The sequence below is a fragment of the Sanguibacter massiliensis genome (genome assembly GCF_900240335.1).
Taxonomy (GTDB): Bacteria; Actinomycetota; Actinomycetes; order Actinomycetales; family Cellulomonadaceae; genus Flavimobilis; species Flavimobilis massiliensis.
In genome coordinates this window covers 1-23,503 of sequence record NZ_LT964980.1, presented here as the reverse complement: position 1 = coordinate 23,503, position 23,503 = coordinate 1, and the positions used below count along the sequence as shown (strand labels likewise).

Here is a 23,503-nt window from a genome sequence, read left to right as displayed (position 1 = left end):
CGGCCCGAGCCAGCACTGCGGTTCACAGAGCGTCCCGCCATGGGACACCTCCGTCCTGGACCCTGGGGTCCGGTCAAGAAGCTGCCGGAACCTCCCCGGATCGCAAGTGCCCCTGCCCGAGGCAGCTAGAACTTGGCTACTCTCTAGGTTCACCCCACGTGAGCCCGAGAGCCCGGATCGGCATGAGCCCGATCTGGGCTCTCCGTGCTTCGGGACAAGTGTCTCAGGCCACCCCCAGCAGACGCAACGTAAACCACTACATGTTGTACCGCCGGCGCACCAGCGGTCCACATGTTGTGCTTAGGGCCAGCCTAGGGCGGCTTGGACGAGTTTTACGTCGACTTGAGCGGGAACGGGCTGTTTTGTCGCGCTCACCTGGCTGTTGCTGCCCCTACGATGGCGCTCATGTCGAAGCAGCCAGCCGTCAAACCCCCATCGTGGAATGAGATCCGCGCGAACGCCCGGCAGTTTGTGCCGCGCTGGACAGGGGTCACCTCCGAACAGGGTGAGGCGCAGAGCTTCTGGAACGAGTTCCTCGCGATCTTCGGTGTCGACCGCCGCCGCGTGGCGTTGTTCGAGAAGCACGTCAAGCGCACATCCACGGGCAAGGACGGTCGCATCGACTTGTACTGGCCGGGCGTGTTGGTAGCCGAGCACAAGTCGGCCGGACGGAGTCTCGACGACGCCGAAGCACAGGCGCTTGACTACCTGGACGACCTCAAGCAGGACAACGTCCCCCAGGTCGTGCTCACCTCCGACTTCCAGCACATCCGGATGCTCGATCTCACGGAGGTCGGGGCTGAGCCGGTAACCATCCGGCTCGAGGACTTGCCCAATGAAATCGATCGGTTTGGCTTCATCGCCGGGTACACCCAGCGACGATTCAGCGCGGAGCAAGAGTCGGCCGCGAACATCGCAGCCGCGAAACTCATGGGAGCCCTCTACGAAGAGCTCGCCCAAGACGGCTACCCCGACCATGACGCCTCGGTCCTGCTGGCTCGACTGCTCTTCCTCATGTTCGGCGACGACACCGGCATGTGGTCCAAGGGCCTGTTCACCGAACTGCTTGAGACTCGCACTAGCCCCGACGGCTCTGACCTCGGCGCGCAGATCGGTGTCCTGTTCCAGATTCTCAACACACCCGCGAACCGACGAGGCTCGGCCGTCGATGAGCTCATGGCCCGCTTCCCCTACGTCAACGGTGGACTGTTCGCGGAGACCATCAGATTCCCGTTCTTCAACCGTGAGATGCGCCGCCAGCTTCTCGCGTGTGCGCAGTTCGACTGGTCGGCGATCAGCCCGGCCGTCTTCGGGTCGATGTTCCAATCCGTCAAGGACAAGGAAGCCCGCCGTCAACTAGGCGAGCACTACACCACCGAACGCAACATCATGAAGGTCATCGGGCCCTTGTTCCTCGACGACCTGCGCGAGCGATATGCCTCGGTCAAGCACGACCCCAGACGCCTTCGAGAGTTGGCGCGCAGCCTGGGACGGCTACGGTTCCTCGACCCGGCGTGCGGCTGTGGAAACTTCTTGATCATCGCCTACCGCGAACTGCGGCAGCTCGAGCTGGACATCCAGATCCAGCTGCGCACCTTGCGGGGCCCCGGCTTCCAGCAGGACATCCTCGACCCGACCCAGGAGATCAACGTCTCCCTCGATCAGTTCTACGGAATCGAGCTGGAGGAGTGGCCAGCTCAGATCGCCGAGACGGCGATGTTCCTTGTTGATCATCAAGCCAACCTCGCTCTAGCAGCCGAGTTCGGTGTCGCACCAGACCGCCTGCCGATCGAGATTTCCGCCACGATCGTGCGTGGCAACGCCCTGCGGACCGACTGGCGCGATGTCCTAGGCCTCGAGACGGATCAGATGGCCGACGATGTGATCGTCATGGGGAACCCGCCCTTCATCGGGATGTCACTGATGAGCGAAGAGCAGCAGGAGGACAACCGACTGACCTTCGCGGCTCTGGATACCGCCGGCTTGCGGTCTGGACGCCTGGACTATGTCGCGTGCTGGTACGCCAAGGCGCTTACGCTGCTCGCCGGATCGACAGGTCGCGCCGCGTTCGTCTCGACCAACTCGATCATCCAGGGAGAGCAGGGCCGGTCGATGGTGCCGCTCCTGGCACGCCATGGGTTCAAGGTCGACTTCGGCCACCGAACCTTCAAGTGGACCTCAGAGGCGCCCTCCGCGGCGGCCGTGCATGTGGTCATCGTCGGTTTCTCCTCGATCGCTAGGACTTCTGCGAAGCGGCTCTTCGACTACCCCCGAATCACTGCCGATCCGATCGAGACCAAGCCGGCCCAACTGAACTTCTATCTCGTCGACGGGCCGGACGTGGTTCCAGTCAAACTACGCTCACCCTTAATTTCGGGCATGCCCCTCGCATCCAAGGGGAGTCAGCCGACAGATGGTGGCCACCTGCTTGTCGAGGAAGACGATCACCACGAGGTCGCAAGTGACCCGATCGCCGCGAAGTACCTCCGCCCCTTCGTCCAAGGCAAAGACATGCTCAACGGACGACCGCGCTGGTGCCTTTGGTTGCCGGGGGCTGCGCCCGCCGACTTGCGCTCCTCGCCAGTGCTGCGTTCTCGCCTGCAGAGGGTCGCGGCCGCTCGAGAAGGCAGCCCCACGCTCAGCGTGCAAGCGCAGGCTTCTTCACCGTCTTTGTTCACCCAGATCCGCCAGCCGACCAAGCGCTACCTTGCACTGCCCGAGGTCTCCAGCGAGAACCGGGAGTGGATCCCGGGAGCATTCTTCGAACCCGACGTGATCGCGGGCAACAAGTTGATCGTCTGGGACACCGACAAACTCTGGCACTTCGCTTACTTGCAGTCCTCGTTGTACATGGCTTGGATCAGGACCTACGCGGGGCGATTGAAGTCCGACTTCTCACTCTCGCCCGCGCTCGTGTACTTCCCGTTCCCTTTCATCCTGCCCACCGATCGGCAGCGTGTTGGGCTCGAACTTGCCGCTCAAGCCATCATCGATGAGAGGGCACTCCATTCCGGAGCTACCCTCGCCGACCTGTACGACCCGATCTCCATGCCGCCGACACTCCGTGCCCGCCATCATGGCCTGGACGCCCAGATCGACGGGCTCTACGGCCTACGGCGCCCCACCGAGGCGTTGCGCATGAAGGCGATCATGCAGCGCTACGAGGAACTCATCAAGCCCATGGAGGATCGGCGGCGGCGGACACCTGGGGCTGCGCCACGCAGGAGATCTTCTGCTCGGGCGCTGGCCGCGGGCGGTGAGGGGGTTTGACCGTGACCAAGGACAGACCTTGACGATTGAGTAACCGCGCTCTGCATCTGGTGGCTGCGGTTGAGCCGGACGCCCGGGGACGCTACCGGCTCACCTCGGCCTGCTGCTTACGCAATCCGAACTTCCGCGCCTTGGGGGCTCGGCCCCTGGCGTCAGTCGTCACCGCCTCAGTGGCGGGCTTGGCCTGGCTGACATCGGCGCGAACTCGCGTTGCGACGACGTCGTGATCGATACCTCTGGCCGCGAGGTCGCTCGCGGTCGCCCTCCGTCGCTCCGCGCTGTCGTAGAGGTCCTTGCCGTCTTCGCGCGCCACTGCCGCGGCGCGCGCCCGTTGTTCCGTCTCCGTGGCCGCTCGCTCACGCTCAGCAGGGTCGGGCTCGTGCTCGGCAGCGGCTTGCGCCTGTTCGGCTCTGGCGTCGTCCCGGTCCGACTGCTGCATGACCCGCTCTGCCTCAGCTTCCTCGGCCGCGGCACGGGCGCGTTCCGCATCGCTCTGTGCGCGGTCGTGGGCGGCCCGTTCGACCGCCTCACGGAGTGCAGCGGGGTCGGCCCTGACATTGGCGACGTCGACGCCGAACCGAACGCGCAGTTCCTCGCGCATCCGACTCTCGGCGCGCGCTGCCTCGGAATCCTCTCGAGACCATGCATGGGCAACCTGGAAGGTGTGAGCGATCTGCTCGGGCGTGGCTCGGTCCCACCACTCTGAGTGGTGCACGCCGGCCGTCTCAGCCCGCGCAGCCTGCTGCTCAGCTGCGAGACGAGACGCAAGTTCGCGAGCCTCCTGTTCGCTGGCAGCCTGCGCTCGGCGACGAGCCTGCTCGCGGAGTCGAGCAATCTCCTCTCCGGCCCGTGCCGCTGCGGTGACCAGCATTCGCAGCTGCCCCTCGAAGGCTTCCTCGATTCCGTCTGACTCCTCGGCCATGGTGCACCCCTCTCCTATCGCTCCGGACCGCGATCTGCGCCCGGTTGTGATGTCTGGTGGACCCGACGGGGGTCCAGCCGGTTGGGCACCGGCGACGTCGCCCGCGTGGCATCGTGCGCCTGCCCGGCTTGCAGCCGGTCGAGCACCGCCTGGGACTCAGGATCGAGAGCCGCTCTCGGCTTCTCGAGCACGGTCGTCTGCGTCCCCACCGCCAAGGCACCGGCCCCATCGAGCGGGTTCGGCAGTGCCTCGCGCACACGCACGAGACGGGCTCGGGTATCCCCGGCCAGAAGCTGTGCTTGGCGCGCCTGCTCTGCGGCTACGGACGCTTCGTAGACCGCCTGGGTCAACCGGAGAAGCTGGCGGATCATCACCGCCTGCGCAACCGTCCCCTGGCCACCACGTGCCGCACTGGCAAACAGCATGGCCGCACCCGAGATGGCCACGGTTCCGGCCTTGACCGGGCGCACGGTCCGCCCGTATGTCTGCGCCGAGCGTGACAGTGCCTCGGCTGCGGCGGCCAGGTCGCCAGGTGTCGCCTCGGTCGCGTTCGACCACGCAGCGAACGCACCCGCTGTCTGCCGGGCGACGGTCGCCCACGTGTCACGGTCCTCGACCGGCACGGAGCGGAGTCGCTCGACAAGTGCGCGCAGTTCGTCGTTCTGTCGAGCCCACGCCTCCGGATCCGGCGTGGTGGACTCCCGACCAGGAGCGACCACACGCCGGCCTCGCTTGGCGGCATTCCATTCGGCCGCCGCGTCGCTCGCCCCGGTGGGGGTGTCCGGCCACCCGTCACGGAGTCGAGGCAGCGTCAGGTCGCGCGCCAGGTGGCCGCCGCCGTACCAGATGGGTCGCTCACCTGCGACGGGTCGCTCGGCCACCGAGTAGCCCGTCACCACGTCTGTACGACCTTCGGCGAACCGCGGGCGGACGAGAAGCCCGGCGTGCCGCATCCTACGGACGAACTCCGCCTCGTCGGCGCTCGCCGACGCACAGCCACGCACCTTGACGGCAAGCAGAAAGCGCGGTTGCTCAGCGCGCATCTCGGAGTCGATCCGCGCTTGGCGTTCCGCAGAGTTGAGCATCGACCAGGCCGATGCGCCGGCGCCGGCTCGCTCATGCTTTGCCCGCGCCCGAGCCCGTGCCTGCGCCACTCGTTCAGCCGGGTTGTAACCGCGTGTCGCGCGCTCAGCACGCGACGACTCAAGCTGCTCCAGCCCGTACTTGACCTCGAGCGCACGTGCGGCATTCTGCGCGCGCTTGAAGTCGTTGTGGACCGACGCCTTAGTCCCATCCTCACGTACGAGGTTCACGACCAGGTGGATGTGGTCATTGCCGTTCGTCGAGACCCCGTGCCGCACAGCCACCCACCGGCACGGTGCCTTGGTCCCCTCGGCGTCATCGAAGTCCATTGCTCGCACGAAGTCGTCCGCGATCGCGCGCCACTGCTCGTCGCTCAGCGCGCCCTCCTCGGCGCGCAGGGACAGCGAGCAGTGCCACACGTGGCCACCATTGACCTCGACCCCCATCGCGGTGCGAGGTCGGTCGAGGTGACGCGCGATGGCGACGGCTGCTTCACCGCTCAGCTCGGCGTCGTCGTGCCACGCGAGGAGTGCTCCGTCACCGGCGACCAGGTGTGGCTCGGTGTGCTCGTTGGAGCGCCCGGGACCCACCAGGTAGGACATCAGTCCAACCATGCGATCGCCGCGCACAACGTTCGGCATCACGGCAAGGACAGCCCATCGATCGCCGCATCGATCCGCTCCGCCGCACGCCGCACCGCGCGCAGCGTAGCCACGAGCTCCTCGTGCACCTCGCCGGTGACGTTCGTGGCCCGCGCGATCTGGTTCACGTTGTTCGAGATCGCCGCCAGCAGCCGGTGCAGTCGGAACAGTTCGGCGATCGCATCCCGCCGCTCGGTCGGGGTCTCCCCCGGTGCCGACGCCAACGCTGCTTCCACGAGCAGGCGAGGGACTGTCACGCGCTGAGCCTCGGCCAGGCGAAGCAGCAGTGCTTCCTCCTCGGGGGTCACCTTTACCTTGTGCTGGTGCTGCCGCCCGCCGGCCACGTTCGCGCGCCGACGTCGGGCGAACATCCGCGCTTCAGAAGCGTGCTCACTCATGGCGGTTCCACCTGCTTTCGGCCCAGCGCAGCGACCCCGCCCACTGCGGGGACCACACGTCAAGTGTGCCCGATTCTCGGCGGGACGTCGAGAATCCAAGCCACTTAGGGAACCTAAGTGTATAGCTTGCTCCGCGGCTTCCGCCGTGGGGGTCTGGTCGCCCAACGCGCGCATCGCGCAAGTGTGACCTACCGTCGAAGCATGGACGAACACACCGGCCGTGGCGTCAGCGCGACGGCAGAGAGCATCGAGAAGAAGGCCCGCGGACTGCTCGAATCACGGATCACTTCCGTGCGTCAGGTCGTCATCGCCCAAGAGCAGATCGACCGCGCCGAAGCAGCACTCGCCGAGGCCCGCACCGGCTACAAGCGCGCGTGGGTCGGCGCCACCGGCGCCGGATGGAACGAGGCCGAGCTCAAGAAGCTCGGCCTCAAGGCGCCCGGCGGAGTACAGCGCCGGGCGCGCATGTCGAAGTCCAGCAACGCGCAAGCAGAACCCGCTACCGAACAGCAGGAGGGACAGTGAGCACTCCCCTAGAGCAGACGCTGGCCGAGGCCATCGCCGGATCGCCCCTCAACCCCGTCTCCGACCCCCTCGTCGAGGTGGTCGCGATCGTCGACGAGGAGCTGCTCCCATGAGCGACAAGCCCATGACCCGCCAGGGCGCCGACCTCGTCGCGACGATCCCGCACCTGATCGGCTACGAGCCGGAACCCGGCGAGCTCATCGTCGGCGTCCAGGTCCCCGGGCATGGCGCGAACTTCAAGCAGGTCCCCCACATCGTCGACGAGGCGCGACCCGACTCGGTCGTGCCGGCGCGCCTCGTCGAGGCGTACCGTTCCGTGGCCGACGCCGTTCCCACCGGGGCGAAGGTCTTCGCCTTCGGGTACGGCCCCCACGGGGACGTCCTGGCCGACACCTTCGAGCTCGAACTTCGAGCCGCGGACAAGGGATCGCTCGCGCTGGCGGTGCACGTCGATCGAGGCGACTTCCGTCACAGGCGCGAGACCGCCAACGACTGGTCGGCATCACAGCCCGTTCCGCCACCTCCCGCCGACCTCGCTGTCACTGCCGGATGGGCACCCCCTGCCGCCAACCGCGACGAGGCGATCGAGCGCTACTTCCCACTCCCGGCGCCGGCGTTCGAAGAGGTTGCGCCCGACGTGGCGCGCACGATCGACACGATGCTTCCTTCGCTCCGCGCGGAGGTCAGCCAGCGCTACCTCGAGCAGCTCGCCCAGCCCGGGATCCCCGACCCGACCAAGCAAGCCTGGCTGGCCCATGTCATCAACACCGACAAGATCTCGCGCGACCTCCTCCTCTTTGAGAACTGGAGCAAGCCTGAGACGACCGAAGCTCTCGTGGCGATCTATCGCGGCGCTCCGAAGCACCTCATCGGACCCCTGGCGGTGACTGCCGGCGCGGCCCTGTACTTCCACAGCGACGCGATGATCCCACCCCGGACCGCCCTCGTTGTCGCACGTGCCGAAGGACCCGGCAGCGGCGAGAACCTCGCGCACCTCATCAAGGCAGCCATGGACGCGGGGCTACCGCCCGAGCGGCTCAACCGTGCCGAAAGCATCGCGCGTCTCCACCAGTCGCTCGCCGCCGCCGACCTCAACCACACGGCCAGCACCTCGCCCCGAGCTGCGTCGTTCCCCTCGCCGCCTTCGACCGGACCGCACCCTGCCGCGAAGACGCACGACTCCCCTCCGTGAAACACCCTCGGCCAACAGCCGACCGCAGAACCCGAGCGCTGACGACAGTGGCCGGCCACCAGGCGGTGGCCGGCCACTGCCGTCCGAGGACATATCCACAACCTGGCCGACTTCCGAGCGCCCGGCCGCCACTCGGACAAGACTTCCCCCATGGACGAGATTCGCGAGCTCTTCTGGTCATCGCTCGACGCCGACGGCGTGGCCGCCGGCATCATCTGGAATACCGAACGCGACGTCCTCTAGCTGTTGCGGGGCAGGACGTTGATGACGATGCCGCTGCTCGTGCAAAGGATGTGCGGTGTCGAGGGAGCGTCGCTAGAGTGAGAAGCATGGCGTGCCCTGAATCAGACACTCAGGGGGCTTTCGGTCACACCGGCAGCCCCCAGACCTCCTGAGTCCTCAACTCGCTGATTGCGCCTGCGCGCTCCGCGGGCCATTGGGCAGCTTCCTGGGTGTTGGCCGTGGTGACGAGACGTTTTTCTCTTCTCGATCTCGTTCCTCGGAGTCCTCCATGCCCTTCGCCCTCTACCTGCTTGCCCTGGCTGTCTTCGCCATGGGCACTTCTGAGTTCATGCTTGCTGGCCTAGTGCCAGACATCGCGGCCAGTGTCGGTGTCTCGGTCGGCGCAGCTGGGCTACTCACCTCTGCCTTTGCGGTCGGGATGATCCTCGGTGCGCCCGCTATGGCAGCTTTCACCCGTCGACTGCCCGCCCGGACCACCTTGCTCGGGTGCGTGGTCATCTTCGCTGCTTGTCACGTCGTCGCCGCCACTGCCGAGACCTTCTCCATACTGTTCGCAACTCGTGTGGTGGCTGCGGTCGCCAACGCCGGGTTCCTGGCCGTTGCCCTCAGCACCGCAACCCGCCTCGTGGCCCCCAGCCGGAAGGGCCGCGCTCTTGCCATCCTCCTCTCGGGCACCACGATCGCGATGGTCGCGGGTGTTCCCGCGGGAGCTCTACTTGGCACTGCGCTGGGATGGCGGGCCACGTTCTGGGCGGTAGCTTTCCTGTGCGTTCCTGCAGCAATCGGCATCCTCACCGGGATCCGTCCACAGCCGAGAGTCATCCGGGATGAAGCGAACGATGACCCGTCTCTCGCCTTCGAGTTGGCGCAGCTCCGCGTGCCTCGTCTTTTTACGGCGATGCTTCTCGCTGCGCTTGTCAATGGCGGGACTTTCGCCGCATTCACGTTCCTCGCACCGGTCGTGACCGAGACAGCAGGCCTGGGCCCAGTGTGGGTACCGGTGGCTCTGGTGCTCTTCGGTATCGGGTCCTTCGCGGGAGTCAATGCTGCCGGACGACTGTCTGACCAGCACTCGCGAATGGTTCTCGTTGTGGCCGCGCCCCTCCTGTTGGTTGGGTGGCTGATGCTCGCGGTGCTCGCTGGGCATTCCGTGCCGCTGCTCGTCCTGGTGTTCCTACTGGGACTGCTGGCATTCGCTGTGGGCAGCACCTTGATCGCTCGAGTGCTCTACGCAGCAGCGGAAGCACCCACCATGGGGGGCTCCTACGCGACCGCAGCTCTCAACATCGGGGCCGCTGCTGGTCCGGCGCTCGGAGCGGTAACGCTCGAGAGCTCGAGCGACCTTGGGCCCGTTTGGGCCGCGACTGCGCTGACCGCTCTCGCACTCCTCGTAATGCTGCCAACGCTGCGCATGATCGCACCGCGGGTACGGAAAGTGGAGGTTGCCAAGTGACGCACGCCAATGCTCCGCTGAGCCTGGAAGGTCGACGCCGACTAGTGAATCGGTGCCTGACCCGCCCGATCGCACACGTCGCTGCCGAGATGGGCATCTCACGCGCATGCGCTTCGAAGTGGGTCAACCGGTGGAGGCGTCACGGCGAAGCCGGGCTTCAAGACCGTGCCTCGACACCCCACCACAGCAGTACCGCGACAGCACCCGGTGTCATCCAACAGATCGAGGCCTGGCGGCGCGAGCACAAATGGTCTGCCCAGCGCATTGCCTACGAGCTCGCCGAGCTGGAAGTCAGGATCAACAGGCGCACCGTCACCCGACACCTGAGCCGGCTCGGCCTCGGCCGACGCCGATTCATCGACCCTGGCGGCGACACCAATCGCCAGCCAGGAAAAATCACCGCCCGCTGGCCCGGCCACATGGTGCACCTCGACGTGAAGAAGGTCGGCCGAATCCCTGACGGCGGCGGCTGGCGCATTCACGGGCGCGACAGCGACCAGGCTAAGACCGCCGGCCGCGCGAAGTCAGCCGGCGCGAAGGGCGGGTACACCTACCTGCACTCCGCCGTTGATGGATACTCCCGACTCTCGTACACCGAGCCGCTGACCGACGAGAAGGGAACCACCGCGGCAGCCTTCCTCTCCCGAGCGAAGGCCTGGTTCGCCGCTCACGGGATCTCGCACATCCACCGCATCATCACCGACAACGGTGCGTGCTACCGCTCGGGCGACTTCGCGCGAATCGTCGGCAACCGCACGCGCCACCAAAAGACCAGGCCCTACACGCCCCGACACAACGGGAAGGTGGAGCGCTACCAGCGAATCCTGGCCGAGGAACTGCTGTACGCCCGAGAGTTCGACAGCGAAGAAGCCCGCGACACCGCGATCGGAATCTGGAACATCCACTACAACTACCACCGCCCTCACAGTGGAGCGGGCGGACATCCCCCAGCATCTCGGCTCCGTGCTGGCGTCACCAACGTCTTGCCCTCATACATCTAGCGCGTCGGCAACGGCAGCGAGAACAACTCAGAGCGCTCCGGTCGATGGGTCATGGGTATGGACATTGCACCTGACACTCCGTGCCGCACAGTCGCTCCCATGAAGACGATCCCGCGCTGCCCTGACCACCACGACGTCGACCCCGTCTACGACGTCGACACGTTCCGCTGCCCCATCTGCTGGAACATCGTGAAGACCCGTCGCCCGTGACCGCGCCGGTTCTCGCCCCCGGCCCACATGTGCACGACCCGAGCTCCACCGCTCCGCGGCTCGGTTCGCACACATGTGGACCGCGGGACCCACCGTCCACCCGCACACGGGCTGCGCCGTCACGCCACGCTGCTCTCTCACGAAGGCATGCGCAGCCCGTGCACGGCTTCGATCCGCTCGGGTCACCTCACAAGCCCGCCCGCTACCGCGGGCCCCGATCGCACCGACGGTCATCACTGCCGCGCGAGGGCGCGAGCAACGCTCGATGGACCGACACCAAGCGCGGCGCCGATCGCGGCCAAGGACATGCCCTGCGCACGCAGGGACACCGCCGCCTGAACGCGCTCAGGGGTCATCACAGTCGGCCGGCCGCCGACACGGCCCTGAGCACGAGCGTGCGCCAAACCGCGCCGGGTGTTGTCACGGATGGTGTCGACGCGCAGCTGCGCGAACACAGCGACGATGCCGAACAGCGCGCGCCCCATCGGCGTGGTGGTGTCAATGTCGGGCTCGGTCAAACTCTTGATGTTCACGCCTGCATCGTTCAGCTCGTTGATGGTCTGGATCGCCATCGTCTCGCTGCCTGCAATGCGGTCAAGGCGACGCACCACAAGCGTGTCGCCGGGCCGCAAGTAGTCCAAGCACGCGAGCCACTGCGGACGGTCCTTGACCCGGCTCGACTCGCCGTGGTCGACGAACACTCGCGAGGCGCCGGCCGCGCGTAGCTCGGCCTCCTGTGCCTCGGGGTTCTGCTCCCGCGTCGACACTCGCGCATAGCCCACAACGTTGCTCATGACGGCTTCACTTCCCGATCCCGGTCCCGCTGCCGCGGCCAGGCAAGTAGGGGCCGCTGTGGTGCGCCTGGGGACGCCCTTGTGGTTCCGTCTGCGGCGGCCGGGTGGTCGCCTGCGTCGCAGCCTGCGGGTAGGACGCGCGAGTGGCTGACCGTCCGGTGCTCGGCGCCGGTGGAGCCGGGAGCAGTGCGCCGCTGAGTGCATCCGTGACCGCACTCATGTGCGCGGGGTCCTGCGGATAGGCACGCGCAGCAACAGCCAGCGCGTCAACCGTGCAGATGCGCTCAATCGTCGCCCATAGGTCTGAGTCACGGTGCCCCTGCGTCTTCACGCGCTCGATCTGGACTCGTGCCAGATCAAGCCACGCGTTCGCTGCATCAGGCGTCATCTGATCGACGTTCCGCGCGGCCTCGAAAGCAATGCCGGCTTCCCTGCCAGCCGTACGAAGCCCACCGTCACGGACGCCGAAATAGCTCCGATCAAACAGCACAGCGCCTGCTCTGTCCTCGACCACGAACCTGTCAATCGCACCGCTCAACACCAAGCCCTCGACCGTCGCCACCGCCCGCGTGTACGCCTCATCATGCGCGGCCGCCGGCGTCCATCGGCCCGCGCCCGTCGACTCGACCTGCCCTGTGTACCTCTCGACCGTCGCCAGGCGCGACACCGCGTCCGGCACTGCGACCACGCGAAGCTCGACGACATAGCCGGCCTCCCGAAAGCCCGCGATCGTCGCTGCCATCGCCTCCGGCGACCGCAACGTGGTCTCGATGAGCACATCGGCGCGCTGCTCACGCAGATACTCCGCAGACATGCCGATCCACTGCCCCGACGCGTGCGCGGTCGCCGCTGGCATCGACAAGGGGTCCTCACGCATCAACCGCGCGTAGTCCGGGTGGAACTGCCGAAGATCGTCCCCAATCACCGGAACGAGCGACGGCCGCGCCTGCGCTGCGCGCTCGTTCGCTCGGCTCTTCCCTGCTCCCGGCTGACCACCCGTGTACACAAGAACGGGCGGCCATGAACGGCCGCCCGTTGTCGGAGAACGCTGATCCTCAAGGTACGGGGCCACGCGCTGCTCGAACCGGCTCCGGAGTTGTTCCGGACTCAGTTCGCCGCTCACGCAAGAACCGGCGCGTAGCGAGGCATCGCGGCAAGCTCTGCGCGCAACTTCTCCGTATGCGCCTCGATCGCTCGGCGGCTATCAGGGTCGACCGCACGAACCTCCCGCATCACCCGGAACTGCTCGGCCCGCCAATGCTCCTCGGCCGCACTGCTCGTCGCCTCGTCCATCCACTCGACGTACCGGCCACCGAGTTGGGTCGCCAGCTCCCGCATCACGTCGTAGAGCATCGGGCTGAAGTCTCTATCGCTGCTCATCTCGGCACCTCTCCTAGATCTCAGACCACTCTATCGGAGCAACCGAAAACGGTCTAGTGGAAGTTTCGGTTGGCCGAGGTTTCGGTTGTGAGTTTCGGTTGATCGACACTCGGCGTGTCGACGCTCTGTTCGGCGTCCTCGGCGGTCGCGCCGAAAACGATCGTTTGTGGGCTGTCGACGAGTCAGGGCTTCTCGTTCTGACGCTGACGCAGCTCAGCAATGCGCTCCTCGTACACGGCGCGGACCTCTGCGACACGCTCCGTGGCAGTACGCTCGGCCACCGCCGCCGCAGTTGCCGCCGCCGCCCGCTCGGCGCGCAGTTGGGCCGTGAGCCCGGCGACCTCCGCACTCGCCGCAGCGTGGTTTTCCTCGAGTCCGCGGATGCGCTCGTCGCGCCGCGCGATCGCCCCCTCCGCCCGCTCAGCACGCGCGCGCTCAGCCTCGACCTGCTCACCCAACGAGCTGCCGGCCTCGGTCTGCTCGAGCAGCGCAGCACGCACCTGGTCGAGGTCAGCCGTCAGCTGTTCGATCTCGGCGTGCGCCGTAGCCAATGCCTCAGTCACCTCGCGCACCTTGGTCAACGCAGCGTCGCGCTCGTCATACAGCCCGCCGACCTCGGCCGACAGTCGCTCGGCCTCCTCCTGGGCGCTCAACGCGACCTCGCGGGACCGCGCCTCTGCCAACAGCGACTCCTCGGCTGCCGCCTCGGCCTCCGCGCGCAACTGCTCAGCCTCCACCGCTGCTGCCTCAGCGCGTCGGCGCCGCGCCTCGGCCTCTGCGGCAACAGCACGGGCCTCAGCGGCCCGCTGCTCGGCCGACGCGGACACGCTCTCCAGCTCGACCTCGACGGCCTCGACGTCGCCCAGCGTGCGCAGCTCGGCCACCACTTCAGCAGTCATCGTCGACAGAGCCGCGACGGCGGCCTCGACACGCTCGACGAGCAGACCCGCGCGCACTCGGGCGAACGTGACCGGCTCCTCGACGGTAGCGGCGCCAGTGACGCCTCCCTCGGCCTCGGCGTCCCGCCGGGCCCGATACGCAGCGGCACGCGTGTGCCCGGGATCGTCGCAGTACGCGGGCGGGCGCCCGCGTCCGTCACCCTCGCCCGCCGGCCGCGTGCAGCCCGGGAACCGGCAGATCCGCGTGGCAGCCTCTGTCATTACGTTTCGTTCCGTCATTTCGTTATCGTAACATCAATGACGTAACAAAACGAGCCCCGGGCCCGATCTGATTGCAGATCGGGACCCGGGGCTTTGGCAGGTCACGCGAGGCGTCTGCCGGTCGAGTCCTTTGTCGCTGCTACCCCCAAGCGACGTGGCCAGACAGGTACAGAATGTCCTCGTCATCGATCGGCACCGCAGGATCAGCGTCGACCAGCTCCCAACCAGCACCCTCCCGCACGAGGATGTACACCATCGAGGAGTTGACGCCCAGGCCGTTCGCCGCACCGCGCACGGCGATTTCAATGCGAGCGGTCTCGCCGTCGTAGTTGAGGATCCAGTAGTCCGCTTCCGCGACACACAGCCCCTGGACGGCGTCGTCAATGGCAGCAAACACCGCGTCCTCCGGACGCACCCTCGGCAGGCTGGGCTCCTCGGGAGCCGGCGCTCCTCGTCCAAAACAGAGAGCGAGGGCCATAAAGCACCCAAAGAGCGCGAACATGAGCAGTGGGATCGCACAGGCGCTCGCCCAGCTCAGGAACTCCGAGCCTGGCACCAGGGCTTCGGCACGGAGCGGGTAGGCGATCATCGGCGGGCCTCGCGCAGCTGCCCGCAGATGACGTGCAGCGCGAGCAGGTCGAGCACCTGCACGTCGGCATCGGTGAGGGTGGCGGCCTGCTTCTCGGAGCGCGGGTCGCCAGAGGGGATGATGGGCATGGGAGTCCTCCACTTGGGTTGGGGGTTCCTCGCCCCGGCGGTGCTCGAACACCGTCGGGGCACTTTGCGGTTGTGGGTCTTACGGTCGACGTAGACGACGTCGACGATGTGCCTCCTGGCTCGTTGGGTGCGGTGGATTCCTTGGTACGGCCTGGCTACAACGGACACTCACTCCTGCATGGGCCGGCCCTGCGGCAGGACTCTGGCGCCCACAGACGGGAACGGCTGCCCCCCGTTGTACTTCGCCTCGAGGCGCTCTACCTCGGCCATGACCGCGTCGTTGATGAACTGCGACAGGCTGCGAGGCCCCTCGAGAGCGCCGGTGTGCAGGATCGCACCGCGCACGCGAGCCGTGTCCTCCCGCGCCTGGTAAAAGCTCACCTTGGGCGGGTACTTCGGACGCGGCCGCGACTCGGCAGGCCTCGAGGTCTTGTCTTCCTTGGGCTCAATCGCCGGCGCGTCGTCCGCGTTCGCGCTCGGCGTCGTCACCGTGGCAGGACGCGGCGGCAGGACGGGGCTGGCTCCGGCCAGCGCCGACTTGCGGGGCGTGGGTCGGTTGCTCATCGCACGGCCCCCTCGATGCTCGCCAGGTGACCGGCGTAGATGCCACCGATGGTGCTTGCCTCCGCGCTCCCCCACTCGTCGAGCCCTCGGGCGGCCTCGGTAGCGTCGGAGATGACGACTCGCTTGGGTACGGCTGGCATCAGGACGGGAAGCCCGCGATTCTGCGCGGCCGCGTTGAGCTCGTCGAGCCAAGTCTGACCCGAGACGGTGCCTGCCTCGTGCTGGTTGACAATGACACCCGCCACTCGCAGCGCAGCGTTGTAGTACTCCCTCACGTTGTCGATCGTGTCGAGCAGCTGCGCGAGGCCGGACAGGCTCCACTGCTTCGAGTGAGTCACGACAACGACGCCGTGGGCCGCGGTCAGAGCATTGATCGTCAGCTGGTCCAGGCTCGGTGCACTGTCGATGAGGATCAGGTCGTAGTCGTCCGCGACGTCGGCGAGCGCCTGGCGGAGCCGTACCTCGCGGCCGGCACCTGCAATGACCAGCTCGTCCCTCACGTAGCCGAGCGTGGCTCCGGTGGTGGGAACCACTTCGAGTCCGGGCCACACACCGGGCACGATCACATCACGCACGGTCTCGAAGGTCCGCGCCGACAGGACGTCGGCTAGGCCCGCTTGGTCCTCGGCGACGGGCTCGGCGGACACGACCGCGGTGAGGTTGCCCTGTGGGTCGTTGTCGACGACGAGCACGCGCTTGCCGGCGAGCACCGCGGCGCGGGCCAGGTGAAAGGTAGTCGTCGACTTCCCGACGCCGCCTTTCTGGTTGCAGAGGGCGAAGATCTGAGCTGCCATGAAAACTCCTTCTGGGGCTAGTAACTCCAACAGTACTGTTTAACTAACTCCAACAGTACTGTTCTGATGCTTGGTGCCGGCGTTCGCAACGCTGCTCGACCGGGCCGACCGCTCCCTCAGGCGACGGCCGGAAGCGAAAGTGGACTCAGGGTCGATCGTCGGGGCTGCGTCGCTGTCGCCTGATCTCAACGATCGCTACGATGCCGGCGACGACGAGGATCGTCGCAAGCGAGACCATGATGGCCCTGCTGGCTTCGAGCGAGCTGCCGATGGTCATTGCAACGGAGGCGCCAAGGCCAACCGTGCAAGCTGCGATAAGACGAGAGTTCATGCTTCACCTCGGGGGCTTCGAGTGCGTCTGGACCTCATCGGAGCACATCACGCGCCACCGACATTCTTGAGTGCTGCGAGCCTCGCGGCCATGAGGCGCCTCGCCGCTACACCCCCAACAGGGGCATTGGTGGTAATAGTACTCTTGCCGCCGTCAGGCAGCAGCGACGCTTCGGATGTGGTCGGGGCGAAATCCGGACCAGTGGTTCTCTCCTGTTCCGTCCTCGACCACACACACGGGCGCTTCGGTGTACCCAAGGTCGCCGGTGATGTACTCGAGAGCGGCCGGCGATTCCCTTACGTCGACCTCGACGTGAGGGATGCCCGCCTCAACGAGCGCCTTGATCGTCATGACGCACCGCATGCATCCTGCACCGGTGCTGTAGACCGTCACTGCCATCATCGCCGCCTCCCATCACCCAACCCTCTTACCGCTTGTAACTCTAATGGTACCATTAGTGGCGTCGCCGCGCAACGGCAACAGTGGCATTAGTTCCACAAACTTGGATCTGGCACTTGCTTGCTCTCACGCAACCCCGGCACCGTCACGACAGCGCTCCGTTACGTTCAAGCCTCGCGGGGGGACGCCTTGGTGACCCACACGGCAGCGGCGGTAGCCACCCACTCCGAGAGCTGCAGGGTTCGCGGTCCACAGGCGCTCTTCCTGTGGGCCGGGAATCCCGGTCCCGGTGCACACGGGCTGCGGGAGTACCCCCATTGCCGGTAATCGTGGCAATGCCGGTGCGGTCGATCGCTGCGCCGAAGGGTTCGTCGTTCACCCCGGACGACGGCGGAGCCGCACTCCGCGCTCGGCCCGCTCCCGCGCGAGGTCGCTCTGCGGCGGGGGCGGGGGCAGTCGGTCCGCCGTTGCTCTCGCTGCCTGCGAGAGCCGCTCCCGCAACGGCCCGGCGTTGAGCGACGTCGACATGAGCAGGCCGTGCGCGAGCCGGTAGGCGTGCGCGCCGTCGTGCACCATGCCGACGTGCACGCCGAGCGCGACGTACCAGCCGCCGCACTCGTGGCACCGCAGGCGGTCCTCGCGCTCCTCGAGCACGCCCCACACCCCGTGTCCGGACGGCGTCACCCCAACCAGGCGCCCGCCGTCCGGGTCGAGTGGGAGCCCCTTGGCTGCGCGCCGGTAGTGCGGTCGGCACAGGCCGCGCGCCAGGACGTCACGCTCGCACCACTCGGGGCCGGCGACCTGCCCGCACACGCGTCCGGCCGCGGCCATGCGCACGGGCTCGCCGGGCCGTGTCACGGCCGTCTCGCGGCGCCGTGCCACGGCTAGGACTCGCTGCCGGGGCCGAACCGGCGTGCCCACAGCCCCATCGTGTAGCGCTCGCTCTCGGGGCGGCCCTTGGGCTGGACGCGGACCTCGACCTGGTAGGGCGCGGTGTCACTCGTCGCGTAGGGGGCGCCCGCGTAGATAACGACGTTGTCCGTCATCTGCTGCGCGGCGTCCTCGTAGCTCGACGAGGAGCAGACCGCGGCCCACGTCTCGTCGAGCAGGTCCTCGCGCTTGCGGGCCACGAAGATCAGCACGTCAGCTCCTCGCCGTGCGTCGGGCGGGGCGCTCGCCGAGGTCCTTGAGCAACGTCATGCGGTCGACGCCTGCGGTCCGCGCCGCGGTCGCCTTGGGCATACCGTCGAGCGCGGCCATACGTGCGACCTGCCGGGCTGCGGCGAGCGCGAGCATCTCGGCGCGCTGGGTGCGCCGGCGCTCGATGCCCGCGGCCTCGACGGTCGCCTCCTCGAGGAGGTACTGCACGCACGCGGACAGCGCTGCGTTGGCCTCATCGTCATCGTCGCGGGTCGGGTAGCGGGCGGAGATCTCGTCCCACTCGGCGGCGAAGCGCTCGAGCTGCTCGGGGGTGAGGTCGTCGGCTGCGTCGCCGAGCCACGCGCCGTGGGTGTCGATGTCGTACATGCCGGTCTCCGATCAGGCGTAGATGGCGTCGTGGGCGGCGTTGACGAGGTCGTAGAACTCGTCGCCGACGACGGTGGTGCCGATGACGGCGGTGGGGTGGACGAGGCAGGCGCCGAGGTGGGCGTCGTGGTCCTCGTCGTCGGCGAGGTCGGCCTCGAGCTCGACGATGACGGCCTGGTCGGCGACCGGGACGCCGGACTGGGCGATGTAGGTGGCGAGCTCCTCGACGGACTCGCAGACGGAGACGCCGTGGCGGACGTCCTCAATCTCCTCGCCGTCGGGGCCGTCGATGTACTTCTCGCCGCCGTAGTTGCGGGAGTTCCAGCGGGCCGGGTCGAGGAGGACTACGGTGTCGCGGTCGGCGGGCTGGATGCGGAAGTACCGGCTGCCCATGTAGATCAGTCTACACACGATCTGTAGACCAGTCTACACTTTCGCGCGACCAACCTCGACGACGTCGCACACTGGATCCATGCTCACCGACAAGCGGGGCGTCAGCTACGCCCGCCTCCTCGTCACCCATCCCCACACCGGCCCGCAGGCCGTCTACGACACGCCCCGCCGCGCCCGCGTCACCGCCCCCACCTACGCCGGGGACACCGTCACCCTCGACCTCGACGTCACCGCGCGCGCTCCCGGCATGCTCTGCGTCGAGCAGCACGACCCCGACTGGGGCATCTGGCGAGCGTGGGTGCCCGTCGAGGCGTGTGAACCGCTGCGGTACTGATTCCGGTTGGGTCAGGCCGCTGCCACGAGACCGCTAACTCCGACCGCGCCTGCTGATGAACCCCGCAGGTGAGCGCGGCCGCTACGGTCCTCGATGAGGATGCGGCGTGCTTCGCGCCAGTTGAGGCGGCCGTCAGGTGTTCTCGGGTGGGCGCCGAAGGCATGGGTCCCAGGCTCCGGGAGGAGGGACAGCTGCCCCCGACCGGCGCGACGCTTAGCGTCAGTACGTCGAGGAGCTCTCATCCACGCGTCCTCAGCCTGCCACCACGCCCACAGTTCACGCTCAATGGCATACGCCTGCTGTCGTCGGGCGAGCAGCCCGTCGACGTTCAGAACACGGGACACTGCATCGCGTCGCCCAGCCGCTGCGCGGCGCCAACCGCCAGCACGAACACCAGCAAGCCCTACGGCCTCAAGACGGCCGAGGACGCGCACTGCGTCGCGAACGCTCATACCTGTGAGAGCCGCGACCTCGGAAGTCTGTAGGGGAGCGGAGCCGGACAGTCGCCCGTAGACGTTCCCTGCAAGAGCGCCGAGGCCGGGGGCAGGGGCGAACACGTCGTGCGTCGAGGCCGTCGTGCGGTCGGCGAGCGTGGCGAGGAGGGTTGCTCTCTCTGCGGACCCGGCCCCTGCGGGGCGCGGGTCCGCTTGTGACCGGGCACGTTCGATATCCCTGTGGAAAGTGCTCTGGGGGTCGATCGTCCACTGCGCTCCGCGGGCGCCCATCGACTCCTGCGCGCGAACGATCCAGCCCTCTGCTGCGAGCCTGTGCAGCGCTGTGCGGACCGTCTCCCGGCCAATGCCGGCGAGCATCGCCACCCGGCGGATGTCCGCTTCGACGGTGGCTGTGACTGCCTCGAGCGCCAGCAGGCTCACAACGTCGAGTACACGGCGGTCTGCAGGGCCTCCGCCGGTCACCCAACGGCCGCCTGCTGCGTCCGCGCGGGTCTGCACGTCCCTCACGAGAGCTGTGACAGCGCCGGCACGCGCGTCGAAGGTCGGGTCATCGCCGATCTGCCGGCCCGTGCTCGCGACATACCGCACGGCCTTGTCCCACTGGCGCTGAAGGATGCGGGTGGCTTCGAGGCGGGTACGGGGCGTTCGCGTCCCTCGATCACGCTCGGTTCGGATGTGCTCGAGGCCGGGGGAGCGGTCGACGAGCTCGGCAACGTCGGCAAAACGCCAGTGCGCGGCGGCCGCGCCGATGAGGATTCTCCATGCGACGGCGGAAGCGTCACCGGATGCTGCGTCCTCACGCAGCGCCGCAGCAGAGACCGCCGGTAGATCACGGCGCGCTCCGGGGAGATAGATGCGGGCGTGCTCGTCGAGAGGGAGCGGCTTGTGCGGTTCGGGGCTCACCACGGTGCCAGCGCTGTGGACTCGTGCCGCAAGCAGCTCGACGAGACTTGCGACCTGCCGCGAGGTGCCCTGCGGCACCAGGAGTGCGGCGACGTCGCCGCGCAGGATCGTCGACCGCCCGCCCTTGCGGTGAGGGGAGCCTGGTGGGCGGACACAGCCGGTAGCCGCGTTGGTCAGGCAGGAAAGGTCGAGGGTCGGGCAGATGTGGCGTGCCAGTCGTGCCAGGGTGGCAACCACGTCAGCGTCGACCGTCTCGGCCAGTGCGGTCCAGACGTGTCGGCCACCGCCGGGTCCCGACTCGCAGACGACGACGTCGAGGCCTACGTGCTCGAGCAGCTCGGTGAGAGCGCGTGTGTCCTCCGCGACGCGGGTGTTCCCCGCCGGCCCCTTCGCGTCGAGGTCGAAGCACAGGTAGCGGAACCGGTGGTCGTCCCCTGCAAGGTAAATCGCCCACGGCGACGTCGGCTCGGGTCCATCCGTACGGCGGACGGCGGAGTAGGTGTTGACGACCTCTCCGTAGGCGTCGACAGCGGCGACGCGAACGGTCCGACGAGGGCTCAGAGCGGCGGTCAGGTGCCACGGCGACGCGCCGAGCGCTGCGTCGTCTCGATTCGGCTCAGGATTCGACTGTATGATGGCACCACCCTTCGGGTTCAGCTCTGATGGGTACAACAAGGCCCCGGCCTAGCCAGCCGGTTCCTCACATCGCTTGATCTGGTTCAGTCGCCAAACATCAGCAGATCAGGCGCAAACTTCTCGAACCCCCGCCCCGCCAAGGGCGGGGGTTCGTTGCTCTTATTGGCTGTCGAGAGGCAGCTCCTCTGCGCGAGGGTGATCCGAGTCCCAGCCGCGGGGGCGCCCGGCTGCGTCGACGTCAGCCTGCTCGATGAGCCACTGCATCAACGCCGACTTGGTGGCACCGACAGAACCGGCCATCGCGGTCAGTCGCTCGTCGGCGCTGCGCTCGACCCAGAGGCCGAGGCGCCGCGGATCGACGAGCGATCCTCGCTGACGGGGCTGAATGTTCACGAGTCCAACACTAGACGGTGTCGACATAAGCAACGCTCTCGGACACGCCGTGGCCATCATGCGAGGCTGACCAAAACCGCAACGTCACCGAGCAGAAGCTGCGTTCCGGGGCTGACGACGTAGGGCGTCCCGGGCTCGAGCCGCGCCGGCGGCAGGGTCTGGGCCTCGATGCCATTGCCGGAGTGGTAGTCGGTCACGATGATGCGCCCTGCTTCGTCGAGGTCGATAAGTGCGTGGGTGCGCGAGAGCATGCGCTCAGGGCTGTCGACCGGCACGGGGTGTCGGCCGCCAACTGGTTCGGGATTGCGGCCGACGGCGACTCCGGTCTCTGTCTGCACGGGCGAGCGCGTCGCGAACTCGAGGAGCAGCGCGCGCTGCACCGGTCCGAGCGGCGAACCCGTGCCGGGCTCGGCCTGGTGGAGCGAGCCGGTGGCCGCGGCGGCCTCGGGGACCGTCTGGCGAGAGACGGTCGGATCGGACTCGACCCTGTGCGGCTCGTCCAGCCCGCATTGGCTGCAGGCCGGGGTCGTGACGGGCTCCAGGTGTCGGCACGCTCGGCAGCGGCCCTCGTGCGGGACGAGGTCCGCTGCGGCCGCGATCGCTCCTGCGTCGTCGACGAGCTGCACGACGCCCGAGGCACGTACGGCCAGCACCCACGACACAGTTCCATCGTCGACTGTGAGCCTCACGGGTCGGTGCAGGCGTCGGGCTAGCGTGACGCAGCGAGCGATGATCCCGGTGCGCAGCTCGTCGACCGACTGGGCCGCGCACGGTCGCTCGGTGCCGTTGATGGTCATCGTGCCGGTACCGTCTGGCCGCACTGTTGCGCTGATACGCGGCCAGGCGGCGACGTGCTCGCGTTCTGTACCCATGGCGTCCTCCTTCCTAGCCGAGCGTGATGCCGACCTCGGCCATGAAAGGCACGGGGTCGGTGGGGGAGCCGTTGACGGTGACCATGAAGTGGAGGTGGCAACCCTTGGACTGCCCGGAGTTACCGACGCGGCCGATCTGCTGTCCGGCGGTGACCTTGTCGCCCTCGCGGACGAGAAGTCCGGATGCGTGTTGGTGCAGGTAGGAGGTCTGGATGCCGTCGCCGTGGTCGATGGTGATGGTGCCGTTGCCGACGCTGTCGAACCCGGAGAAGATCACGGCGCCGTCCTGAGCCGCCCAGATGGGGCCGTCGCACCCGCCGCCGCCCAGGTCGGTCCCGCTGTGGAGTCGCCACACATTGTCGATCGGGTGCATCCGCATGCCGTACGGGCTGGTGATCGGGCCGGCTCCTGGCACCGCCCATCCGGAGGAGCTCACGTCGCCGGGCGGAGCGCTGCATTGCCCGTCAGACTTCAAGCCGGTGCTGATGCCAGACAGTACTTCGACCACCTCGACCGCTGCAGGCCAGAAGGGCGCGTAGTGCCAGGGGTCGGCGTTGCGTTGGGTGCGGTGAGCGACGGTGGTGGGCGTGAGGTTCTCGCGACCCTTGATCGTCATCAGCGCCTTGAAGAAGTTGGTGGCACTGATGTGGGGATCCATGCGGTCTTCGTAGGACCCCCAGCCGGTGGAGCGCTGCTGAAACAGCCCTCGCGAGTCGGGCCCCGCGGTGTCGCCGTGGTCGACGACGACGAGGCTGGACTCACCCATCGCTGTCATCACCCCGATGGTTTGGTCCCGCACACCTAGATTGAGCGCCCGACCCGCTTCGAGGATGTGAGCTGCGTTGACCAACTGGTCACGGCTGTACCCCGCGATTGCCTCATCGGGCACAGTGGCGGGGTCTACCTCTACAGG

General features: G+C 67.6%; 27 protein-coding genes. 6 read left to right on the top strand and 21 right to left on the bottom strand.

Going from position 1 to position 23,503, the window contains the following annotated elements; genetic code table 11:
* Positions 1-405 precede the first annotated feature (405 nt).
* Positions 406-3,270 (top strand): DNA methyltransferase, encoded by a 2,865-nt coding sequence (locus tag C1729_RS13885; protein ID WP_102510741.1) that lies wholly within the window; start codon positions 406-408, stop codon positions 3,268-3,270.
* An 82-nt stretch (positions 3,271-3,352) separates the two neighbouring features.
* Here the strand turns inward: C1729_RS13885 and C1729_RS13880 are convergent, their stop codons facing one another.
* The 3 genes from C1729_RS13880 to C1729_RS13870 are packed head-to-tail and all read right to left on the bottom strand — an operon-like array spanning position 3,353 to position 6,314.
* Positions 3,353-4,192 carry a hypothetical protein gene (locus C1729_RS13880; protein ID WP_102510740.1) on the bottom strand — a complete coding sequence of 280 codons (840 nt, stop codon included), beginning with the start codon at positions 4,190-4,192 and terminating at the stop codon, positions 3,353-3,355.
* Positions 4,193-4,206: 14 nt separating this feature from the next.
* Positions 4,207-5,919, bottom strand: coding sequence for a relaxase/mobilization nuclease domain-containing protein (locus C1729_RS13875; RefSeq protein ID WP_102510739.1), 1,713 nt, complete (start codon positions 5,917-5,919; stop codon positions 4,207-4,209).
* A complete protein-coding gene (locus C1729_RS13870) occupies positions 5,916-6,314 on the bottom strand; it encodes a plasmid mobilization protein (protein WP_102510738.1) in 399 nt (132 codons plus the stop codon). The genes C1729_RS13875 and C1729_RS13870 overlap by 4 nt, the downstream gene beginning before the upstream one ends.
* Before the next feature lie 201 nt (positions 6,315-6,515).
* Between C1729_RS13870 and C1729_RS13865 the strand changes: the two genes are divergently transcribed.
* From C1729_RS13865 to C1729_RS13850, 4 genes are all read left to right on the top strand, one after another.
* Positions 6,516-6,839: a hypothetical protein gene (locus C1729_RS13865; RefSeq protein ID WP_102510737.1), complete on the top strand. Its 324-nt coding sequence runs from the start codon at positions 6,516-6,518 to the stop codon at positions 6,837-6,839.
* A 109-nt stretch (positions 6,840-6,948) separates the two neighbouring features.
* Positions 6,949-8,031, top strand: a complete 1,083-nt coding sequence (locus tag C1729_RS13860; protein ID WP_102510736.1) for a DUF4192 family protein — start codon at positions 6,949-6,951, stop codon at positions 8,029-8,031.
* A 511-nt stretch (positions 8,032-8,542) separates the two neighbouring features.
* Complete coding sequence (locus C1729_RS13855; RefSeq protein WP_102510735.1) at positions 8,543-9,727, top strand: Cmx/CmrA family chloramphenicol efflux MFS transporter; 1,185 nt, start codon at positions 8,543-8,545, stop codon at positions 9,725-9,727.
* Complete coding sequence (locus C1729_RS13850) at positions 9,724-10,728, top strand: IS481 family transposase (RefSeq protein WP_102510734.1); 1,005 nt, start codon at positions 9,724-9,726, stop codon at positions 10,726-10,728. The genes C1729_RS13855 and C1729_RS13850 overlap by 4 nt, the downstream gene beginning before the upstream one ends.
* Before the next feature lie 443 nt (positions 10,729-11,171).
* On the opposite strand, the gene C1729_RS13845 is transcribed toward C1729_RS13850, so the two are convergent.
* The 14 genes from C1729_RS13845 to C1729_RS13785 all read right to left on the bottom strand — a co-directional run bounded on the left by C1729_RS13845 (position 11,172) and on the right by C1729_RS13785 (position 18,997).
* Positions 11,172-11,732 carry a recombinase family protein gene (locus C1729_RS13845; protein ID WP_102510733.1) on the bottom strand — a complete coding sequence of 187 codons (561 nt, stop codon included), beginning with the start codon at positions 11,730-11,732 and terminating at the stop codon, positions 11,172-11,174.
* Between the two features lie 7 nt (positions 11,733-11,739).
* On the bottom strand, positions 11,740-12,855 hold the full coding sequence (locus tag C1729_RS13840) for a zeta toxin family protein (RefSeq protein ID WP_102510732.1): 1,116 nt from the start codon (positions 12,853-12,855) through the stop codon (positions 11,740-11,742).
* The gene (locus C1729_RS13835; protein WP_102510731.1) at positions 12,852-13,112 is read right to left on the bottom strand and encodes a hypothetical protein; all 261 of its coding nucleotides are present in this window, start codon (positions 13,110-13,112) and stop codon (positions 12,852-12,854) included. The genes C1729_RS13840 and C1729_RS13835 overlap by 4 nt, the downstream gene beginning before the upstream one ends.
* A 182-nt stretch (positions 13,113-13,294) precedes the next feature.
* The gene (locus tag C1729_RS13830) at positions 13,295-14,290 is read right to left on the bottom strand and encodes a hypothetical protein (RefSeq protein ID WP_129590781.1); all 996 of its coding nucleotides are present in this window, start codon (positions 14,288-14,290) and stop codon (positions 13,295-13,297) included.
* A gap of 121 nt (positions 14,291-14,411) precedes the next feature.
* Complete coding sequence (locus C1729_RS13825; protein ID WP_102510729.1) at positions 14,412-14,861, bottom strand: hypothetical protein; 450 nt, start codon at positions 14,859-14,861, stop codon at positions 14,412-14,414.
* The gene (locus tag C1729_RS15260) at positions 14,858-14,989 is read right to left on the bottom strand and encodes a hypothetical protein (protein ID WP_277985827.1); all 132 of its coding nucleotides are present in this window, start codon (positions 14,987-14,989) and stop codon (positions 14,858-14,860) included. Before C1729_RS15260 ends, C1729_RS13825 begins: the two co-directional genes overlap by 4 nt.
* A gap of 168 nt (positions 14,990-15,157) precedes the next feature.
* Positions 15,158-15,553 (bottom strand): ParB family protein, encoded by a 396-nt coding sequence (locus C1729_RS13820; RefSeq protein WP_102510728.1) that lies wholly within the window; start codon positions 15,551-15,553, stop codon positions 15,158-15,160.
* Positions 15,550-16,347, bottom strand: a complete 798-nt coding sequence (locus tag C1729_RS13815; RefSeq protein WP_102510727.1) for a ParA family protein — start codon at positions 16,345-16,347, stop codon at positions 15,550-15,552. Before C1729_RS13815 ends, C1729_RS13820 begins: the two co-directional genes overlap by 4 nt.
* Positions 16,348-16,492: 145 nt before the next feature.
* Complete coding sequence (locus C1729_RS14410) at positions 16,493-16,678, bottom strand: hypothetical protein (RefSeq protein ID WP_129590780.1); 186 nt, start codon at positions 16,676-16,678, stop codon at positions 16,493-16,495.
* A 153-nt stretch (positions 16,679-16,831) separates the two neighbouring features.
* On the bottom strand, positions 16,832-17,080 hold the full coding sequence (locus C1729_RS13805; RefSeq protein ID WP_340637959.1) for a glutaredoxin family protein: 249 nt from the start codon (positions 17,078-17,080) through the stop codon (positions 16,832-16,834).
* A 372-nt stretch (positions 17,081-17,452) separates the two neighbouring features.
* Complete coding sequence (locus C1729_RS13800; protein ID WP_102510725.1) at positions 17,453-17,959, bottom strand: hypothetical protein; 507 nt, start codon at positions 17,957-17,959, stop codon at positions 17,453-17,455.
* Between the two features lie 2 nt (positions 17,960-17,961).
* Positions 17,962-18,219: a hypothetical protein gene (locus C1729_RS13795; protein WP_102510724.1), complete on the bottom strand. Its 258-nt coding sequence runs from the start codon at positions 18,217-18,219 to the stop codon at positions 17,962-17,964.
* 1 nt (position 18,220) lies between these two features.
* The gene (locus C1729_RS13790; RefSeq protein WP_102510723.1) at positions 18,221-18,604 is read right to left on the bottom strand and encodes a hypothetical protein; all 384 of its coding nucleotides are present in this window, start codon (positions 18,602-18,604) and stop codon (positions 18,221-18,223) included.
* A 12-nt stretch (positions 18,605-18,616) separates the two neighbouring features.
* Positions 18,617-18,997, bottom strand: coding sequence for a hypothetical protein (locus tag C1729_RS13785; protein WP_102510722.1), 381 nt, complete (start codon positions 18,995-18,997; stop codon positions 18,617-18,619).
* A 79-nt stretch (positions 18,998-19,076) separates the two neighbouring features.
* Between C1729_RS13785 and C1729_RS13780 the strand changes: the two genes are divergently transcribed.
* Positions 19,077-19,331 (top strand): hypothetical protein, encoded by a 255-nt coding sequence (locus C1729_RS13780; RefSeq protein ID WP_102510721.1) that lies wholly within the window; start codon positions 19,077-19,079, stop codon positions 19,329-19,331.
* Between the two features lie 11 nt (positions 19,332-19,342).
* Here the strand turns inward: C1729_RS13780 and C1729_RS13775 are convergent, their stop codons facing one another.
* The 4 genes from C1729_RS13775 to C1729_RS13760 form a co-directional block, all read right to left on the bottom strand.
* Positions 19,343-21,364, bottom strand: coding sequence for a bifunctional DNA primase/polymerase (locus C1729_RS13775; protein ID WP_242493912.1), 2,022 nt, complete (start codon positions 21,362-21,364; stop codon positions 19,343-19,345).
* 120 nt (positions 21,365-21,484) lie between these two features.
* The gene (locus tag C1729_RS13770) at positions 21,485-21,718 is read right to left on the bottom strand and encodes a hypothetical protein (RefSeq protein WP_102510719.1); all 234 of its coding nucleotides are present in this window, start codon (positions 21,716-21,718) and stop codon (positions 21,485-21,487) included.
* A 56-nt stretch (positions 21,719-21,774) separates the two neighbouring features.
* Entirely contained in the window at positions 21,775-22,590 is an 816-nt protein-coding gene (locus tag C1729_RS13765) for an FHA domain-containing protein (protein ID WP_102510718.1), read from the bottom strand.
* Between the two features lie 13 nt (positions 22,591-22,603).
* Positions 22,604-23,503, bottom strand: a 900-nt coding sequence (locus tag C1729_RS13760; RefSeq protein ID WP_102510717.1) for a M23 family metallopeptidase, incomplete at its 5' end; no start/stop codon positions are given.

Excerpts from the sequence above, each read along its gene's own strand:
- C1729_RS13790 (WP_102510723.1), bottom strand. The coding sequence starts at position 18,604 with ATGTACGACATCGACACCCACGGCGCGTGGCTCGGCGACGCAGCCGAC.
- C1729_RS13780 (WP_102510721.1), top strand. The coding sequence starts at position 19,077 with ATGCTCACCGACAAGCGGGGCGTCAGCTACGCCCGCCTCCTCGTCACC.
- C1729_RS13825 (WP_102510729.1), bottom strand. The coding sequence starts at position 14,861 with ATGATCGCCTACCCGCTCCGTGCCGAAGCCCTGGTGCCAGGCTCGGAG.
- C1729_RS13880 (WP_102510740.1), bottom strand. The coding sequence starts at position 4,192 with ATGGCCGAGGAGTCAGACGGAATCGAGGAAGCCTTCGAGGGGCAGCTG.
- C1729_RS13845 (WP_102510733.1), bottom strand. The coding sequence starts at position 11,732 with ATGAGCAACGTTGTGGGCTATGCGCGAGTGTCGACGCGGGAGCAGAAC.
- C1729_RS13865 (WP_102510737.1), top strand. The coding sequence starts at position 6,516 with ATGGACGAACACACCGGCCGTGGCGTCAGCGCGACGGCAGAGAGCATC.
- C1729_RS13870 (WP_102510738.1), bottom strand. The coding sequence starts at position 6,314 with ATGAGTGAGCACGCTTCTGAAGCGCGGATGTTCGCCCGACGTCGGCGC.
- C1729_RS13765 (WP_102510718.1), bottom strand. The coding sequence starts at position 22,590 with ATGGGTACAGAACGCGAGCACGTCGCCGCCTGGCCGCGTATCAGCGCA.
- C1729_RS13815 (WP_102510727.1), bottom strand. The coding sequence starts at position 16,347 with ATGGCAGCTCAGATCTTCGCCCTCTGCAACCAGAAAGGCGGCGTCGGG.
- C1729_RS13830 (WP_129590781.1), bottom strand. The coding sequence starts at position 14,290 with ATGACGGAACGAAACGTAATGACAGAGGCTGCCACGCGGATCTGCCGG.
- C1729_RS13820 (WP_102510728.1), bottom strand. The coding sequence starts at position 15,553 with ATGAGCAACCGACCCACGCCCCGCAAGTCGGCGCTGGCCGGAGCCAGC.
- C1729_RS13855 (WP_102510735.1), top strand. The coding sequence starts at position 8,543 with ATGCCCTTCGCCCTCTACCTGCTTGCCCTGGCTGTCTTCGCCATGGGC.
- C1729_RS13785 (WP_102510722.1), bottom strand. The coding sequence starts at position 18,997 with ATGGGCAGCCGGTACTTCCGCATCCAGCCCGCCGACCGCGACACCGTA.
- C1729_RS15260 (WP_277985827.1), bottom strand. The coding sequence starts at position 14,989 with ATGCCCATCATCCCCTCTGGCGACCCGCGCTCCGAGAAGCAGGCCGCC.
- C1729_RS13885 (WP_102510741.1), top strand. The coding sequence starts at position 406 with ATGTCGAAGCAGCCAGCCGTCAAACCCCCATCGTGGAATGAGATCCGC.
- C1729_RS13835 (WP_102510731.1), bottom strand. The coding sequence starts at position 13,112 with ATGAGCAGCGATAGAGACTTCAGCCCGATGCTCTACGACGTGATGCGG.
- C1729_RS13860 (WP_102510736.1), top strand. The coding sequence starts at position 6,949 with ATGAGCGACAAGCCCATGACCCGCCAGGGCGCCGACCTCGTCGCGACG.
- C1729_RS14410 (WP_129590780.1), bottom strand. The coding sequence starts at position 16,678 with ATGAACTCTCGTCTTATCGCAGCTTGCACGGTTGGCCTTGGCGCCTCC.
- C1729_RS13805 (WP_340637959.1), bottom strand. The coding sequence starts at position 17,080 with ATGATGGCAGTGACGGTCTACAGCACCGGTGCAGGATGCATGCGGTGC.